This is a genomic window from Streptomyces sp. NBC_00986 (assembly GCF_045162565.1).
Lineage (GTDB): Bacteria > Actinomycetota > Actinomycetes > Streptomycetales > Streptomycetaceae > Streptomyces.
On record NZ_CP108733.1, the window covers coordinates 4,256,346 to 4,271,798 of the forward strand.

Consider the following 15,453-nt stretch of genomic DNA (forward strand, 5'->3'; position numbering starts at 1 on the left):
GGTGGCGGCCGAGTCGGGGCCGCACGGCCGGGTTCAAGTGGCTTTGCCGGTGCGTGAATTGGGGTTTAGCACACCCATACCAAAGTGGTCCAGACCTATTGACCCGTGGTCCAGACCTTTCTATTCTCGCGGCACTGTGGGTGCGAAGGCTCAGTCGCGCCCCGACACCCCCGACACCGTCTCCAGTGCGCCGGAGGCGTAAAACAAAAGAGGAGGCGCTCAATGCGCTTCAGACATCGAGCAGTTGCCGGGTTCGCGACCCTGCTGCTTCCGCTCGCCGCTCTCGTCGGTCTGGCCGCGCCGGCCGAGGCCGCGTCGACCGCCACCGCCACCTTCACCAAGTCCAGCGACTGGGGTACCGGCTTCGGCGGGCAGTGGACCGTGAAGAACACCGGTACCAGCGCGATCAGTTCATGGACGGTCGAGTGGGACTTCCCCTCCGGTACGTCCGTCACCTCGGCCTGGGACGCGGACGTCACCAACTCCGGGAACCACTGGACCGCGAAGAACAAGTCCTACAACGGCACCATCGCCGCTGGCGCCTCCGTCTCCTTCGGCTTCAACGGCGCCGGCAGCGGCTCGCCCTCCAACTGCCTCCTGAACGGCGGCAGTTGTGACGGCGGCACCACCGTCCCCGGTGACGCGGCCCCCTCCGCGCCCGGCACCCCCACCGCCTCCTCCATCACCGACACCTCGGTGAACCTCTCCTGGTCGGCCGCCACCGACGACAAGGGCGTCAAGAACTACGACGTCCTGCGCGACGGCACCAAGGTCGCCACCGTGACGACGACGTCGTACACGAACACCGGCCTGACCGCCGGCACCGACTACTCGTACACCGTGCAGGCCCGCGACACCGCGGACCAGACGGGCCCGGTCAGCGGCGCGGTCGCCGTGCACACCACGGGCGGTACGACCACTCCCCCGGCCGGCGGCAGCAAGGTCAAGCTCGGGTACCTCACCGAGTGGGGCACGTACCAGCGCAACTACCAGGTCAAGAACCTGGTGACCTCCGGCTCGGCCGCGAAGATCACGCACATCAACTACGCCTTCGGCAACGTCACCAACGGGCAGTGCGCGATCGGTGACGCCTACGCCGACTACCAGAAGACGTTCACCGCCGACCAGTCGGTCAGCGGCGTCGCCGACACCTGGGACCAGCCGATCGCCGGCAACTTCAACCAGCTGCGCGAGCTGAAGGCCAAGTACCCGAACATCAAGATCCTCTGGTCCTTCGGCGGCTGGACCTGGTCCGGCGGCTTCGCCCAGGCGGCGGCCAACCCGACCGCGTTCGCGCAGTCCTGCTACAACCTGGTCGAGGACCCGCGCTGGGCCGACGTCTTCGACGGCATCGACATCGACTGGGAGTACCCGAACGCCTGCGGCCTGTCCTGTGACACCAGCGGCGCGGCGGCCTACAAGAACCTGATGCAGGCCCTGCGCGCCAAGTTCGGCACCGGCAACCTGGTCACCGCCGCCACCACGGCGGACGGCACCTCCGGCGGCAAGATCGACGCCGCCGACTACGCGGGCGCGGCCCAGTACGTCGACTGGTACAACGTGATGACGTACGACTTCTTCGGCGCCTTCGACGCGGACGGCCCGACCGCCCCGCACTCCCCGCTCACCACCTACAGCGGCATCCCGACCCCCGGCTTCACCACGGCCGACGCGATCGCCAAGTTCAAGTCGAAGGGCGTCCCCGCGAACAAGCTGCTCATCGGCATCGGCTTCTACGGCAGAGGCTGGACCGGCGTGACCCAGGCCGCACCCGGCGGTTCGGCGACCGGTCCGGCGGCGGGCACCTACGAGCAGGGCATCGAGGACTACAAGGTCCTCAAGACGTCCTGCCCGGCCACCGGCACGATCGCCGGCACGGCGTACGCCTACTGCGGCAACAACTGGTGGTCGTACGACACCCCGAGCACGATCGCCGGAAAGATGAGCTGGGCCAAGACCCAGGGTCTGGGCGGCGCGTTCTTCTGGGACTTCAGCGGCGACACCAGCAACGGTGAGCTGGTGACCGCCATCAACAGCGGGCTGAGCTGAACCCCACGCTGCTCAGCACCCCACCGCGGACAGACCTCTCCGGTCTGTCCGCGGTGCGCTGCGTACGGACCGTCGCGTGCGGCGCGTTGTGCACTTCGAGCGCCCCCGGCGTGCACCACCCGGGGTCCTTCGGCCCTCGGCACGGGCCGGACGGGGCCTGGGGACAGTCGGTCGGCCCGGGGCATCGTGGTCGCCCAGCGACAAACGGAACAGCGCACCACGGGGGAACACATGAAGCGCAGGCCGACCACGTCCCGCACCGTCAAGAAGCCCGTCCGCACCTGGGCCGCGTCCGCGGGCTCCCTCGCCGGGGCGGTCGCCGCCGCCCTCATGGCCGCCTGTCCCGTGGACGTCACCGTGACACTCGGCTCCGAACCCCACACGGTCGTCGTCGTCAGTCAGGCCGACGTACCCAACCCGGTGTGTCCGGTCATGCCACGTTGACCCGCTGGCCGGGCGGAGCCGCCTCCAGCCAGGCCAGGAAACCCGTCAACGCGTCCTCGCTCATGGCGAGTTCGAGGCGCGTGCCCCGGTGCAGACAGGTCAGGATGAGCGCGTCGGAGAGCAGGGCCAGCTCCTCCTCGCCCTCGGGGAGGCGGCGGCCGGCGACCTCGATCGCCGAGCGCTCAAGCGTGCGGCGCGGGCGGTAGGCGTAGGAGAAGACGCGATACCACTCGATGCGGTCGCCGTTGTAGCGGGCGACGCCGTAGCTCCAGCCCTTGCCGTTGGTGTCGGGTTTCTCCGGGACGTCCCAGCGGAGCGAACAGTCGAAGGTGCCGCCGGAGCGCTGGATGAGTCTGCGGCGCAGGCCGAAGACGAACAGCCCCACCACTACCAGGGCCACCACAATTCCGCACGCAGTCAGAGCGAGGACCATCGACACCGACCTCCTCGTCTCCTAGGTAAAACAGGTAACGGAACGGAAAAAACACCCACATTCGCCTCAGCCGCGGCTGGGGCCGGATTCCTCCGGTCCCAGCCGCGGCTGAGTCACGTCATCGCGTCAAAGCTGGGTTCAGCGCGTCTCCACCGCACGCAGTCGGACGTCCGCGCGGCGCTCGGCGGACTCGTCGCCCTCCGCCTTCGCACGCTCCAGTTCCCGCTCCACGCGCTGGACGTCGATCTCGTCCGACAGCTCGGCGATCTCGGCGAGCAGCGACAGCTTGTTGTCCGCGAACGAGATGAAACCGCCGTGCACCGCGGCGACGACCGTCCCTCCGTCGCTCGTACGGATGGTCACCGGGCCCGACTCCAGCACACCGAGCAGCGGCTGGTGACCGGGCATGACGCCGATGTCGCCGGACGTGGTACGCGCGACGACCAGGGTGGCCTCGCCGGACCAGACCTGGCGGTCCGCGGCGACGAGCTCGACATGCAGCTCAGCAGCCAAGGTGGGCTCCTCGGGTCACCACCCGGCGGTCGTGCCGGGTGTGGGTTCAATTCTAGTAGGCATGAAAGAGGGGGTGGGACACGCCCCACCCCCTCAGGTGAAGCACGGGGTCAGGAGACGCCCAGCTCCTTCGCGTTCGCCTTCAGGTCCTCGATACCACCGCAGAGGAAGAACGCCTGCTCCGGGAAGTGGTCGTACTCGCCGTCGATGATCGAGTTGAAGGCCACGATCGACTCGTCCAGCGGGACGTCCGACCCGTCGACGCCGGTGAACTGCTTGGCGACGTGGGTGTTCTGGGACAGGAAGCGCTCCACGCGACGGGCACGGTGGACGGTGAGCTTGTCCTCCTCGCCCAGCTCGTCGATACCGAGGATCGCGATGATGTCCTGAAGGTCCTTGTACTTCTGGAGGACCGTCTTGACGCGCATCGCGGTGTTGTAGTGCTCCGCCGCGATGTAGCGCGGGTCGAGGATGCGGGACGTGGAGTCCAGCGGGTCCACGGCCGGGTAGATGCCCTTCTCGGAGATCGGACGGGACAGAACCGTCGTCGCGTCGAGGTGGGCGAAGGTGGTGGCCGGGGCCGGGTCGGTCAGGTCGTCCGCGGGGACGTAGATCGCCTGCATCGAGGTGATCGAGTGACCGCGGGTCGAGGTGATGCGCTCCTGGAGGAGACCCATCTCGTCGGCCAGGTTCGGCTGGTAGCCCACCGCGGAGGGCATGCGGCCGAGCAGGGTCGAGACCTCGGAACCGGCCTGCGTGAACCGGAAGATGTTGTCGATGAAGAACAGCACGTCCTGGTTCTGCACATCGCGGAAGTACTCCGCCATGGTCAGACCGGCCAGGGCCACGCGCAGACGGGTGCCCGGGGGCTCGTCCATCTGGCCGAAGACAAGCGCCGTCTTGTCGATGACGCCCGAGTCGGCCATCTCCTCGATGAGGTCGTTGCCCTCACGGGTGCGCTCGCCGACACCGGCGAACACGGAGACACCGTCGTGGTTGTTGGCGACGCGGTAGATCATCTCCTGGATGAGCACCGTCTTGCCGACACCGGCACCGCCGAACAGGCCGATCTTGCCGCCCTTGACGTACGGGGTCAGCAGGTCGATGACCTTGACGCCGGTCTCGAACATCTCGGTCTTCGACTCGAGCTCGTCGAAGCGCGGGGCCTTGCGGTGGATGGACCAGCGCTCGCCCGTGTACTTCTCGTCGCTGTTCAGCACCTCACCGAGGGTGTTGAAAACCTTGCCCTTGGTGAAGTCACCGACCGGGACGGTGATGCCCGTGCCGGTGTCGGTGACGGCGGCCTGGCGGACCAGACCGTCGGTGGGCTGCATCGAGATCGTGCGGACCAGTCCGTCACCCAGGTGCTGGGCGACCTCAAGGGTCAGCGTCTTCTTCGCGCCGTCCAGGGCCGGGTCGGCCACCTCGACGTGCAGAGCGTTGTAGATCTCCGGCATCGCGTCGACGGGGAACTCCACGTCGACGACCGGGCCGATGACCCGGGCGACGCGGCCCGTGGCAACGGCCGTCTCAACTGTCGTCGTCATTACTTGTCACTCCCCGCGGTCGCGTCGGCCAGGGCTGCGGAGCCACCGACGATCTCGCTGATTTCCTGGGTGATTTCGGCCTGGCGGGCCGCGTTGGCAAGACGGGAGAGCGTGGTGATCAGGTCTCCCGCGTTGTCGGTCGCCGACTTCATCGCGCGGCGGGTGGCGGCGTGCTTGGAGGCAGCCGACTGGAGCAGCGCGTTGTAGATACGGCTCTCGACGTACCGCGGCAGCAGGGCGTCCAGGACGTCCTCCGCCGACGGCTCGAAGTCGTACAGCGGAAGGATCTCGCCCTGGGGCACGTCCTCCGCGACCTCTTCGAGGCTGAGGGGCAGCAGCCGGCTGTCGATCGGCGTCTGCGTCATCATCGAGACGAACTCGGTGTAGACGATGTGGAGTTCGTCCACGCCGCCCTCCGCCGTGTCCAGCTCGATGGCCTCGATCAGCGGACCCGCGACCTTCTTCGCGTCCGCGTACGTGGGCTCGTCGGTGAAGCCGGTCCACTGCTCCGCGATCTTGCGCTCGCGGAAGTTGTAGTGGGCGACACCGCGGCGGCCGACGATGTACGTGTCGACCTCCTTGCCCTCGGCCTCAAGACGCGCGGTCAGCTGCTCCGCCGCCTTGATGGCGTTGGAGTTGAAGGCGCCGGCCAGACCGCGGTCGCTCGTGAGGAGCAGCACAGCGGAACGGGTCGGCGTCTCGGCCTCGGTGGTCAGCGGGTGCCGGGTGTTGGAACCCGTACCGACCGCCGTGACCGCGCGCGTCAGTTCCTTCGCGTACGGCGTCGAGGCCTGCACCTTGCGGTGCGCCTTGACGACGCGCGAGGCGGCGATCATCTCCATCGCCTTGGTGATCTTCTTGGTCGCGGTGACGGATCGGATGCGACGCTTGTAGACCCGGAGCTGGGCTCCCATGAGTCAGGTCCCTTCCTACGTCACTTGGCCGCGGCCGGGGCGTCCTCGCCGAGGAGCTTGCCGTCCGAGGTCTCGAACTGCTTCTTGAACTCGGTGATCGCGTCCGCGGCGGCGGTGAGGGTGTCGTCCGACATCTTGCCGCCCTCCTTGATGGAGGTCATGAGGCCCTGCTCCTTGCGGTGCAGGTACTCCAGGAGCTCCTTCTCGAAGCGGCGGATGTCGTCGACCGGTACGTCGTCCATCTTGCCGGTGGTCGCGGACCACACGGAGACGACCTGGTCCTCGGTGGGCATCGGCTGGTACTGCGGCTGCTTGAGCAGCTCGACCAGACGCTGACCGCGCTCCAGCTGGGCCTTCGACGCGGCGTCCAGGTCGGAACCGAAGGCGGCGAACGCCTCCAGCTCGCGGTACTGGGCGAGGTCGAGGCGCAGTCGGCCGGAGACCTGCTTCATCGCCTTGTGCTGCGCGGAACCACCGACTCGGGAGACGGAGATACCGACGTTCAGCGCGGGGCGCTGACCGGCGTTGAAGAGGTCCGACTCCAGGAAGCACTGGCCGTCGGTGATGGAGATGACGTTGGTCGGGATGAACGCCGACACGTCGTTGGCCTTGGTCTCGACGATCGGCAGACCGGTCATCGAGCCCTTGCCCATCTCGTCGGAGAGCTTCGCGCAGCGCTCCAGCAGACGGGAGTGCAGGTAGAAGACGTCACCCGGGTAGGCCTCGCGGCCCGGCGGACGGCGCAGCAGCAGGGACACGGCGCGGTAGGCGTCGGCCTGCTTCGAGAGGTCGTCGAAGATGATGAGGACGTGCTTGCCGTCGTACATCCAGTGCTGGCCGATGGCCGAACCGGTGTACGGGGCGAGGTACTTGAAGCCGGCCGGGTCGGACGCCGGGGCGGCGACGATGGTCGTGTACTCCAGGGCGCCGGCCTCTTCGAGCGCACCACGCACGGAGGCGATGGTGGAGCCCTTCTGACCGATGGCGACGTAGATGCAGCGGACCTGCTTGTTCACGTCGCCCGAGCGCCAGTTGTCGCGCTGGTTGATGATCGTGTCGACGGCCAGGGCGGTCTTGCCCGTCTGGCGGTCACCGATGATCAGCTGGCGCTGGCCGCGGCCGATCGGGGTCATCGCGTCGACGGCCTTGTAGCCCGTCTCCATCGGCTCGTGCACCGACTTGCGGACCATGACGCCCGGGGCCTGCAGCTCCAGCGCGCGGCGGCCGGTGGTCTCGATCTCGCCGAGGCCGTCGATCGGGTTGCCGAGCGGGTCGACGACACGGCCGAGGTAGCCCTCGCCGACGGCGACGGACAGGACCTCTCCGGTGCGGGTGACCGGCTGGCCCTCCTCGACACCGCTGAACTCGCCGAGGATGACGGTACCGATCTCACGCTCTTCGAGGTTGAGCGCGAGACCGAGGGTGCCGTCCTCGAACTTCAGCAGTTCGTTGGCCATGGCCGAGGGGAGGCCCTCGACCTTCGCGATGCCGTCGCCGGCAAGGGTGACCGTACCGACCTCCTCGCGCGAGGCCGCGTCCGGCTTGTACGACTGGACGAAGTTCTCCAGCGCGTCCCGGATCTCCTCCGGCCGGATCGTGAGCTCCGCCATCTGGGTTCCCTGCTCTCCTTGTTGGGCCCGAAGTTTCACTTGGGGGGATGGGGGACTCCCCCCGTGACGAGGTGAATCCTCTGCACGGCCCAACTCGGGCCGCCTTACTACGTCTTTGTTGTGGTGCTGCTAGCTCGCCATGCGGCGGGCGGCGTCATCGAGCCGGTCCGCGATGGAGCCGTTGATGACCTCGTCGCCGACCTGCACCCGGATACCGCCGAGGACCTCGGGGTCCACGTCGATGTTCAGGTGCATGTGGCGGCCGTAGAGCTTCGCGAGGGCGGCGCCCAGGCGCTGCTTCTGCGGGTCGCTCAGCGGGACCGCCGTGGTGACGACCGCGACCAGGCGGCTGCGGCGCTCGGCGGCGAGCTTGGACAGGGACTCGAGTCCCGCTTCCAGGCTACGTCCCCGGGGCGCGGTCACCAGGCGGGTCACCAGTCGCTCGGTGGCCGGCTTGGCACGGCCGCCGAGCAGGCTGCCGAGCAGCTCGCTCTTGGCCGCGGTGCCGGCGGCGCGGTCGGTCAGCGCGGCGCGCAGTCCGGTGTTCGAGGAGACGATCCGGCCGAACCGGAACAGCTCGTCCTCGACGTCGTCGAGCTCGCCCGACTGCTGGGCGGCGGTGAGGTCGGCGGTGGCCGCCAGCTCCTCCAGCGCGTCCACCAGGTCGCGGGACTGCGACCAGCGGGAGCGCACCATGCCGGACAGCAGGTCGAGGGCGGGGCCGCCGACCTGGCCGCCGAGCAGGCGCTCGGCAAGCTGGGCCTTGGCCTCGCCGTCCTGCGCCGGGTCGGTGAGGACCCGGCGCAGGGACACCTCACGGCCGAGCAGCGCGGTGACGGCGGCCAGCTCGTCGGCGAGCTGCGCCGCGTTCACGGACGTGGAGTCCGTCAGCGCGTCGAGACGCTCACGTGCGGCTGCCAGGGCCTCGCGGCTCGCTCCGTTCATCGTGCGGCCTCGGCCTTCTCCTCGAGTTCATCGAGGAAACGGTCGATCACACGGCTCTGCCGGGCGTGGTCCTCGAGGGACTCGCCGACGAGCTTGCCGGCCAGGTCGGTGGCGAGCTTGCCCACGTCCTGGCGCAGCGCCTGCGAAGCGGCCTTGCGGTCGGCGTCGATCTGCGTGTGACCGGCGGCGACGATCTCCTCGCGCTGCCGCTGGCCTTCCGCGCGCATCTCGGCGATGAGCGTGGCGCCCTGCTCCTGCGCCTCCTGGCGCAGCCGCGCGGCCTCGTGCCGGGCCTCGGCGAGCTGAGCCTTGTACTGCTCAAGCACGCTCTGTGCCTCGGTCTGGGCGGCCTCGGCCTTCTCGATACCGCCCTCGATGGCCTCGCGGCGCTCGTCCAGAACCTTGTTGATGTTCGGGAGGAGCTTCTTGGCGAGGAAGCCGAAGACGATGACGAAGGCGATCAGGCCGATGACGAGCTCGGGGATCGGCGGGATGAGAGGGTTTTCCTTCTCGGCCGCCAGAATGAGCAACTGGCTCATGTCAGTGCCTTTCGTCTAGTGGGCTGTCGCTGATCGCGGTCGATCAGGTGCCGTAGACGAACGGCATGACCAGGCCGATGAGGGCAAGGGCCTCACAGAAGGCGAAGCCGAGGATCTGGTTGGCGCGGATCAGGCCGGCAGCTTCGGGCTGACGGGCAAGAGCCTGGGTGCCGTTGCCGAAGATGATGCCGACGCCGACGCCGGGGCCGATGGCGGCGAGGCCGTAGCCGATGGAACCGAGGGAGCCGTGGACGCCGTCGGCAGCAAGGGTCTGGAGAGCGGACATGCCGATTCTTCCTTATCTATACGGACCGGCGGAGGTTGGCCACCGGACGCTCAGGGGGTCTTGGAGGGGGTGCTGCTCAGTGGTTCTCGGCGAGCGCACCCTGGATGAAGGTGCAGGTCAAGAGCACGAAGACATATGCCTGCAGGGCCTGGATGAAGAGTTCGAAGGCCGTCATCACGAGGACCATGACGAACGAGACACCCGCGTAGGCGATGCCGATGCCGTTGAGCAGGTACCAGCTGGCGATCGTGAAGAGCAGCAGCAGGGTGTGGCCCGCGAACATGTTCGCGAACAGTCGCACCGCGTGCGTGAACGGCCGGACGATCAGGTTCGAGAGCAGCTCGATGCCCATCGCCAGCGGGAGAACCGCGCCGAGCGACTTGTCGTAACCGCTGAAGTTCTTGAAGGCGCCGACGAATCCGTGCCGCTTGAACGTCAGCGAGACCCAGACGATGTACACGATCGCCGCGAGGACGATGGGGTACGCGATGATCGACGTCACCGGGAACTGGGCGACCGGGACGATCGACCAGAGGTTCATCATCCAGATGAAGAAGAACAGCGAGACGACCAGCGGTACGTACTTCTCGCCCTCCTTCTTTCCGATCGTCTCGTAGACGACTCCGCGGCGGATGAAGTCGTAGCCGGACTCGGCGACCATCTGCAGCTTGCCGGGAACGACCTTCGGCTTGCGGAAGGCGGCCCAGAAGAAACCGACGACGATGACCGAGCCGATCAGCGCCAGCAGCATCGGCTTGTTGAAGTACACGTTGCTGTCGCCGTCCCCCAGAAGGGGCTTGAACAGGAACGAGTGCAGGCCGGGAGCCGGGAAGCCACAGCCGTCGAAGATGTGGCAGTCGGTCTCGAAGGCGAGCACCTGCGTCGGGTCAGCACTCACCGCGGGCTCCTTCAGCGTGGCGCATAGGTACGGCAACCTCGTTGTGTCGGCGCGGCGGACAGCCGCGGTTCGGCACTGGACTGGTGTTACGGATGTGGGGGCGGCAGTGGGGCATCGAGCCTCGCGATTGAGCAGGCGTCAGCTCAGATGCCCGCGCCCGCGATGCCGCAGTTGGCACCGGACGATAGCAGGGTCGCTTACGTGCTCTTATCCCGGCCCTACCTCTCACGACGAGTGCTCCGACTTCTCGGGCTCGACGTAGAGGATTTTGGCCTTCATGTGGGCACGGGTCTGCGCGGCGGTCCAGATGATGGTGTCGACGAGCAGCGTGAACGCGAAGGCCTTGGGATTGAACAGCGTGGTGTGCTTGAACGCGGCGAGGAAAATGAACAACAGCAGAATCTGCGCCGCGAAGAGCATGAGGCCCATCGCCTGGAACAGGTGCGGAAGCGATTTGGCAGTGCGCTGCAGAACGTAGAGCCCGATTCCCATGAAGAGGATCACGATCAGCGTCGCAACGGCTGCCCCAATAGCTCCTTTGCCGCCGGCGACCACACCACTGACGACGGCGGCAATCGCGCCGACGGCAGCTGTGGGCACAGCGGCTTGAAGGAGAATCCGGGCGTCATTGGACGGCATGGCGGCAACTCCGCTTGCTAAGGGGGGCGTGTCGTCATGGACGAGCGTAGTCCCGGGATGAGAGAGAACCTCACGCCAATGGACCGTCGCACTACGGTCCTTCGGCTCTGTCCCGGGTTCTCGTGAACCGTATCACAAACTATTTGATGCGGTCTTTACCTAGAAGGTGTGCTTGCTGTCACACATGAGAGTGACAGTGCGCGTCTGTGCAAAATAGCGGCCAACTTGTCTGGTATAGGGGTGCTTTGTCTGCCCACGAGATGGCAACGCTTTAGTCAGATTCTTACCTTGGCGTCAGCGCGAGGACTCCGCTTTACGTCCGTCAAGAAGGCGTGAACGGGGGCCGACTGCGGTCGCCCCGTTGACTCCTGACACTCCGGTGACAACCGGAGGACGCGGGTCACGGTCCTCCTCCGCCAGCACCACGACAGGGTCAACTCCGGCCCTGCGACGGCGATATCGCGGCGGCACCAGGTGCTCGGCCCAACGCGGCGCACGCGGCGTGAAGCGCGGCAGCAGGAGCAGCACCAGGCCGATCGCGCTCAGGAACACGATGCCGAGGACGATCCACATCGAGGCCGAGTTGACCGAGTAGGACAGCGCCCCGAAGGCGATCAGCGCCGACCAGAAGTACATGATCAGCACCGCCCGGCTGTGCGAGTGGCCGATCTCCAGGAGCCGGTGGTGCAGATGGCCGCGGTCCGCGGCGAAAGGCGACTGGCCGCGCCAGGTGCGGCGCACGATCGCCAGCACCAGGTCGGCGGCCGGCACCGCGATGATCGTCAGCGGCAGCAGCAGCGGGATGTACACGGGCACCGTCTGGTGCACCGCCGCCTTCTCGGAGCCGACGAACAGCTGCAGCGCGTCCGGGTCGACCTGTCCCGTGATGGAGATCGCACCCGCGGCCAGCACCAGGCCGATCAGCATCGACCCGGAGTCGCCCATGAAGATCCGCGCGGGGTGCATGTTGTGCGGCAGGAAGCCCAGGCACATGCCCATCAGGATCGCCGAGAAGAGCGTGGCCGGGGCGGCGGCCTCGATGCCGTACGAGTACCAGATCCGGTACGCGTACAGGAAGAACGCCGCGGCGGCGATGCAGACCATGCCGGAGGCCAGGCCGTCGAGGCCGTCGACGAAGTTGACCGCGTTGATGGTGATGACGACCAGGGCGACCGTGAGCAGGGTGCCCTGCCACTGGGTCAGCGCCACGTTGCCGATGCCCGGGATGGGCAGCCACAGGATCGTCAGACCCTGCATGACCATCACGCCGGCGGCGATCATCTGGCCGCCCAGCTTGATCAGGGCGTCGATCTCGAACTTGTCGTCCAGGACCCCGATCAGCCAGATCAGGGCCGCTCCGGAGAGCAGGGCGCGCGGCTCGTTCGAGTTCTGGAAGACCTCGCTGAGGTTGGTCAGGTGGTCGGCGACCAGCAGACCGGCGCAGAGACCGAAGAACATGGCGATACCGCCGAGCCGCGGAGTGGGTTCCCGGTGCACGTCACGGGCCCTGATCTCGGGCATCGCTCCGGCCACGATCGCGAACTTCCGCACCGGCCCGGTCAGCAGATACGTCACCGCGGCCGTCACGCAGAGCGTCAGCAGGTATTCACGCACAGGCTTCCCCACAGGTCTCGCTGGCCATCACAGCCCCACACCCTAGCGAGGGACGCATATGGTTGGGGACTTCCGGGTAGCGACGATGGTTGCACGTGTGGCTGTGTACCTGAGTACGCGTACCCCCGTTCAGCCCGGATAGGGCAGGAATCCACCCACAAGATCCCGCACTTCGTCACGGGCCGACCTGGCGTCCACCCGCCCGCGCAGCACCCCCGCCATCAGCGCCGCGATCCCCGCCATCTCGCCCTCCCCCATGCCCTGCGTGGTCACCGCGGCGGTACCCAGCCGCAGCCCGCGCGAGTCTCCGTGCGGGAGCGCGCAGCAGTCCAACACCATTCCCGCGGCGGCGAGTTGACCGCGCGCGACGCGTCCGTCGACGCCGAGGGGCAGCGGGTCGGCGGTGATGAGGTGGGTGTCGGTCCCGCCGGTGGTGACGACGAGCCCCTCCGCCGCCAGCCCGGCCGCGAGCACCCGTGCGTTGGCGACCACCTGATGGGCGTACGCCGTGAAGGCCGGCGTCGCCGCCTCGCCGAACGCGACGGCCTTGGCCGCGATGGTGTGCATCTGGGCACCGCCCTGGGTGAACGGAAAAACGGCCCGGTCGACCCGCTCCGCCAGCTCGCTCCCGCACAGCAGCATCCCGCCGCGCGGCCCGCGCAGCACCTTGTGCGTGGTCGCGCAGACGACGTCGGCGTACGGCACCGGGTTCGGCGCCGCTCCCCCGGCGACGAGCCCGATGGGATGCGCGGCATCGGCGATGAGATAAGCGCCCACCTCGTCGGCGACCTCGCGGAAGAAGGCGTAGTCGATGTGCCGGGGATAGGAGATGGAGCCGCAGACGATCGCCTTGGGCCGATGCGTACGGGCGAGGGAACGCACCTGCGGGTAATCGATGAGCCCGGTCTCGGCGTCGACCCCGTAGCCCACGAAGTCGAACCACCGCCCGGAGAAGTTCGCGGGCGACCCGTGCGTGAGATGCCCGCCGTACGGCAGCCCGAGCGCGAGGACGGTGTCACCAGGCCGCAGCAGCGCGGCGTACGCGGCCAGCACGGCCGAAGACCCGGAGTGCGCCTGCACGTTGGCGTGCTCGGCCCCGAACAGCGCCTTCGCCCGTTCTACGGCGACGCGCTCGGCGACGTCGACGATCTCGCAGCCGCCGTGGTGGCGGGCGCCGGGGTATCCCTCGGCGTACTTGTTGGCGAGCGGGGAGCCGAGCGCGGCCAGCACGGCGGGCGAGGTGAAGTTCTCGGCGGCGATCAGCTGGAGCGTCGTCGACTGCCGCGCCAGCTCCCCGAGCAGGATCTCGGCCAGCTCGGGGTCCTGCCGACGCAGGACATCGGCCTCGAGGACAGGGATGACCGACATGGTGGGCTCCGGGCGTCGACGGTGACGTACGTCCAATGTAGGCCCGGGGCGGGTGGGGCGCGCGGGCGTTGCCACGTCTTCGCGGGGACGCCCGTCAGCGTCCTGGCCGTCGGATCAAGTCCGCGCGGGAACACCCGTAAGGGCCGTCACCACCGGGACGATCGCCTGACTTAGCCCCATCCCCGACGCGACCCTCGCACTGCTCGGCCCTGACAGGCCCCCAGGCTCCGAGCCGCTGCGGCAGACTCCGTCCGCCGGCTGCGCTCCCGCCGGATCAAGTCCGCGCAGGTACACCCGTCAGCGCCGTGACCACCGGGTCGATCGCCTGGTTTATCTCGTCCCCGATGGAGCGGAAGAACGGCAGGGGTGCGCCGTACGGGTCGAAGACCTCGTCCGCTTCCGCCGTGGGGGCCAGGAGCCAGCCGCGTAGGGCCGCTGCCGCGCGGACCAGGGCGCGGGCGCGGGCCACCATGCCGTCCTCCAGGGGTGGGAGGGTCGCGGGGTCTATCGCCTTCACCAGGCGGGTGAACTCCTTGAGGGTGAAGGTGCGCAGGCCCGCCGAGTGGCCCATCGAGATGACCTGGGCGCGGTGGTCACGGGTGGCCGTCAGGACCAGGTCGGCGCGGATCACGTGGTCGTCGAGCAGCTCGCGGCCGGTGAACCCGGAGGGGTCCGCGCCGAAGTCGGTGAGGACGGTCGCCGCGTTGGTCTCCATGGGTGCGCCCTCATGGCCCCACGTGCCGGCGCTCTCCACGATCAGCCCGCCCCACAGGGGGTCGCCGAGCCGGTCCGCCAGGGCATGACGGGTCAGCCGCTCGGTGATCGGCGAGCGGCACACGTTGCCGGTGCTGACGTGGAGGATGCGGAAGCTGTCCATGGGAAGCCCGAAGGTCCCCGTCACTTCCCCGTTGCCTATGCCACGCCCCGCGTCAGGGGCTGTCAATTCGCCACCTCGAGGTCGGGTACGACCTTGCGCAGCTCCTCCGCCGAGATCGCGCCCGCGCGCAGCAGCAGCGGGACCTCGCGCGTGACGTCGACGATCGACGACGGCACGTTGCCGGGCGTCGGACCGCCGTCGAGGTACACGGAGACCGAGTCGCCGAGCATCTGCTGGGCCGCGTCACAGTCCTCCGGCGCGGGGTGCCCGGTGAGGTTCGCCGAGGAGACCGCCATCGGGCCGACCTCGGTCAGCAGCTCGATCGCGACGGGGTGCAGCGGCATACGGACGGCGACCGTGCCCCGGGTGTCCCCCAGGTCCCACTGCAGGGACGGCTGGTGCTTGGCGACCAGCGTGAGGGCGCCCGGCCAGAACGCGTCGACGAGTTCCCAGGCCAGCTCGGAGAAGTCCGTGACGAGGCCGTGCAGCGTGTTCGGGGAGCCGATGAGGACAGGGGTGGGCATGTTGCGGCCCCGGCCCTTGGCGTCCAGGAGATCGGCGACGGCCTCCGAGGAGAACGCGTCGGCCCCGATGCCGTAGACCGTGTCGGTCGGCAGGACCACGAGTTCGCCCCGGCGGACGGCGGACGCGGCCTCGCGCAGACCCGTCGTGCGGTCGGTCGCGTCATTGGTGTCGTATCGCCGTGCCATGTCTAGCGGTCTCCTTTTTTTGTCGCCCGGTTCGCCTCCGGGGCGCCTGTTGTCGGTGTCGAGAGCA

16 protein-coding genes are annotated in these 15,453 nt (G+C 68.3%); 2 read left to right on the forward strand and 14 right to left on the reverse strand.

What is annotated here, in order from left to right; genetic code table 11:
- The first annotated feature begins 222 nt into the window (after positions 1-222).
- Complete coding sequence (locus OG504_RS18245; protein WP_405990781.1) at positions 223-2,049, forward strand: glycosyl hydrolase family 18 protein; 1,827 nt, start codon at positions 223-225, stop codon at positions 2,047-2,049.
- Between the two features lie 231 nt (positions 2,050-2,280).
- Entirely contained in the window at positions 2,281-2,493 is a 213-nt protein-coding gene (locus OG504_RS18250) for a hypothetical protein (protein WP_405990782.1), read from the forward strand.
- Here the strand turns inward: OG504_RS18250 and OG504_RS18255 are convergent.
- The 14 genes from OG504_RS18255 to OG504_RS18320 all read right to left on the reverse strand — a co-directional run bounded on the left by OG504_RS18255 (position 2,480) and on the right by OG504_RS18320 (position 15,386).
- Entirely contained in the window at positions 2,480-2,926 is a 447-nt protein-coding gene (locus OG504_RS18255; RefSeq protein WP_033285408.1) for a DUF2550 domain-containing protein, read from the reverse strand. The two genes, OG504_RS18250 and OG504_RS18255, sit on opposite strands and share 14 nt — an antisense overlap.
- 138 nt (positions 2,927-3,064) lie before the next feature.
- Positions 3,065-3,439 (reverse strand): F0F1 ATP synthase subunit epsilon, encoded by a 375-nt coding sequence (locus OG504_RS18260; RefSeq protein ID WP_266772606.1) that lies wholly within the window; start codon positions 3,437-3,439, stop codon positions 3,065-3,067.
- Between the two features lie 110 nt (positions 3,440-3,549).
- Entirely contained in the window at positions 3,550-4,986 is a 1,437-nt protein-coding gene (gene atpD, locus OG504_RS18265) for a F0F1 ATP synthase subunit beta (protein WP_019060726.1), read from the reverse strand.
- Complete coding sequence (locus tag OG504_RS18270; RefSeq protein WP_405990783.1) at positions 4,986-5,900, reverse strand: F0F1 ATP synthase subunit gamma; 915 nt, start codon at positions 5,898-5,900, stop codon at positions 4,986-4,988. The genes atpD and OG504_RS18270 overlap by 1 nt, the downstream gene beginning before the upstream one ends.
- A 20-nt stretch (positions 5,901-5,920) precedes the next feature.
- Positions 5,921-7,510, reverse strand: coding sequence for a F0F1 ATP synthase subunit alpha (gene atpA, locus OG504_RS18275; RefSeq protein WP_019073174.1), 1,590 nt, complete (start codon positions 7,508-7,510; stop codon positions 5,921-5,923).
- A 129-nt stretch (positions 7,511-7,639) separates the two neighbouring features.
- On the reverse strand, positions 7,640-8,455 hold the full coding sequence (locus OG504_RS18280) for a F0F1 ATP synthase subunit delta (protein ID WP_405990784.1): 816 nt from the start codon (positions 8,453-8,455) through the stop codon (positions 7,640-7,642).
- Entirely contained in the window at positions 8,452-8,994 is a 543-nt protein-coding gene (locus OG504_RS18285) for a F0F1 ATP synthase subunit B (RefSeq protein WP_317882007.1), read from the reverse strand. The genes OG504_RS18280 and OG504_RS18285 overlap by 4 nt, the downstream gene beginning before the upstream one ends.
- 43 nt (positions 8,995-9,037) lie before the next feature.
- The gene (locus tag OG504_RS18290; protein ID WP_093474678.1) at positions 9,038-9,280 is read right to left on the reverse strand and encodes a F0F1 ATP synthase subunit C; all 243 of its coding nucleotides are present in this window, start codon (positions 9,278-9,280) and stop codon (positions 9,038-9,040) included.
- A gap of 76 nt (positions 9,281-9,356) precedes the next feature.
- Positions 9,357-10,193, reverse strand: a complete 837-nt coding sequence (gene atpB / locus OG504_RS18295; RefSeq protein WP_405996369.1) for a F0F1 ATP synthase subunit A — start codon at positions 10,191-10,193, stop codon at positions 9,357-9,359.
- A gap of 210 nt (positions 10,194-10,403) precedes the next feature.
- Complete coding sequence (locus tag OG504_RS18300) at positions 10,404-10,817, reverse strand: hypothetical protein (RefSeq protein ID WP_405990785.1); 414 nt, start codon at positions 10,815-10,817, stop codon at positions 10,404-10,406.
- Positions 10,818-11,111: 294 nt separating this feature from the next.
- Positions 11,112-12,431 (reverse strand): MraY family glycosyltransferase, encoded by a 1,320-nt coding sequence (locus OG504_RS18305; protein ID WP_033285399.1) that lies wholly within the window; start codon positions 12,429-12,431, stop codon positions 11,112-11,114.
- Between the two features lie 129 nt (positions 12,432-12,560).
- On the reverse strand, positions 12,561-13,799 hold the full coding sequence (gene glyA, locus OG504_RS18310) for a serine hydroxymethyltransferase (RefSeq protein ID WP_405990786.1): 1,239 nt from the start codon (positions 13,797-13,799) through the stop codon (positions 12,561-12,563).
- A gap of 274 nt (positions 13,800-14,073) precedes the next feature.
- A complete protein-coding gene (locus OG504_RS18315) occupies positions 14,074-14,742 on the reverse strand; it encodes a low molecular weight phosphatase family protein (RefSeq protein WP_043683118.1) in 669 nt (222 codons plus the stop codon).
- The gene (locus OG504_RS18320) at positions 14,739-15,386 is read right to left on the reverse strand and encodes an L-threonylcarbamoyladenylate synthase (RefSeq protein ID WP_019060715.1); all 648 of its coding nucleotides are present in this window, start codon (positions 15,384-15,386) and stop codon (positions 14,739-14,741) included. Before OG504_RS18320 ends, OG504_RS18315 begins: the two co-directional genes overlap by 4 nt.
- Positions 15,387-15,453 lie beyond the last annotated feature (67 nt).

What these genes read in the sequence shown, in the direction of transcription:
- OG504_RS18245 (WP_405990781.1), top strand. Translation starts at nt 223, where the DNA reads ATGCGCTTCAGACATCGAGCAGTTGCCGGGTTCGCGACCCTGCTGCTT.
- OG504_RS18250 (WP_405990782.1), top strand. Translation starts at nt 2,281, where the DNA reads ATGAAGCGCAGGCCGACCACGTCCCGCACCGTCAAGAAGCCCGTCCGC.
- OG504_RS18255 (WP_033285408.1), bottom strand. Translation starts at nt 2,926, where the DNA reads ATGGTCCTCGCTCTGACTGCGTGCGGAATTGTGGTGGCCCTGGTAGTG.
- atpD (WP_019060726.1), bottom strand. Translation starts at nt 4,986, where the DNA reads ATGACGACGACAGTTGAGACGGCCGTTGCCACGGGCCGCGTCGCCCGG.
- OG504_RS18270 (WP_405990783.1), bottom strand. Translation starts at nt 5,900, where the DNA reads ATGGGAGCCCAGCTCCGGGTCTACAAGCGTCGCATCCGATCCGTCACC.
- atpA (WP_019073174.1), bottom strand. Translation starts at nt 7,510, where the DNA reads ATGGCGGAGCTCACGATCCGGCCGGAGGAGATCCGGGACGCGCTGGAG.
- OG504_RS18280 (WP_405990784.1), bottom strand. Translation starts at nt 8,455, where the DNA reads ATGAACGGAGCGAGCCGCGAGGCCCTGGCAGCCGCACGTGAGCGTCTC.
- OG504_RS18285 (WP_317882007.1), bottom strand. Translation starts at nt 8,994, where the DNA reads ATGAGCCAGTTGCTCATTCTGGCGGCCGAGAAGGAAAACCCTCTCATC.
- OG504_RS18290 (WP_093474678.1), bottom strand. Translation starts at nt 9,280, where the DNA reads ATGTCCGCTCTCCAGACCCTTGCTGCCGACGGCGTCCACGGCTCCCTC.
- OG504_RS18300 (WP_405990785.1), bottom strand. Translation starts at nt 10,817, where the DNA reads ATGCCGTCCAATGACGCCCGGATTCTCCTTCAAGCCGCTGTGCCCACA.
- glyA (WP_405990786.1), bottom strand. Translation starts at nt 13,799, where the DNA reads ATGTCGGTCATCCCTGTCCTCGAGGCCGATGTCCTGCGTCGGCAGGAC.
- OG504_RS18320 (WP_019060715.1), bottom strand. Translation starts at nt 15,386, where the DNA reads ATGGCACGGCGATACGACACCAATGACGCGACCGACCGCACGACGGGT.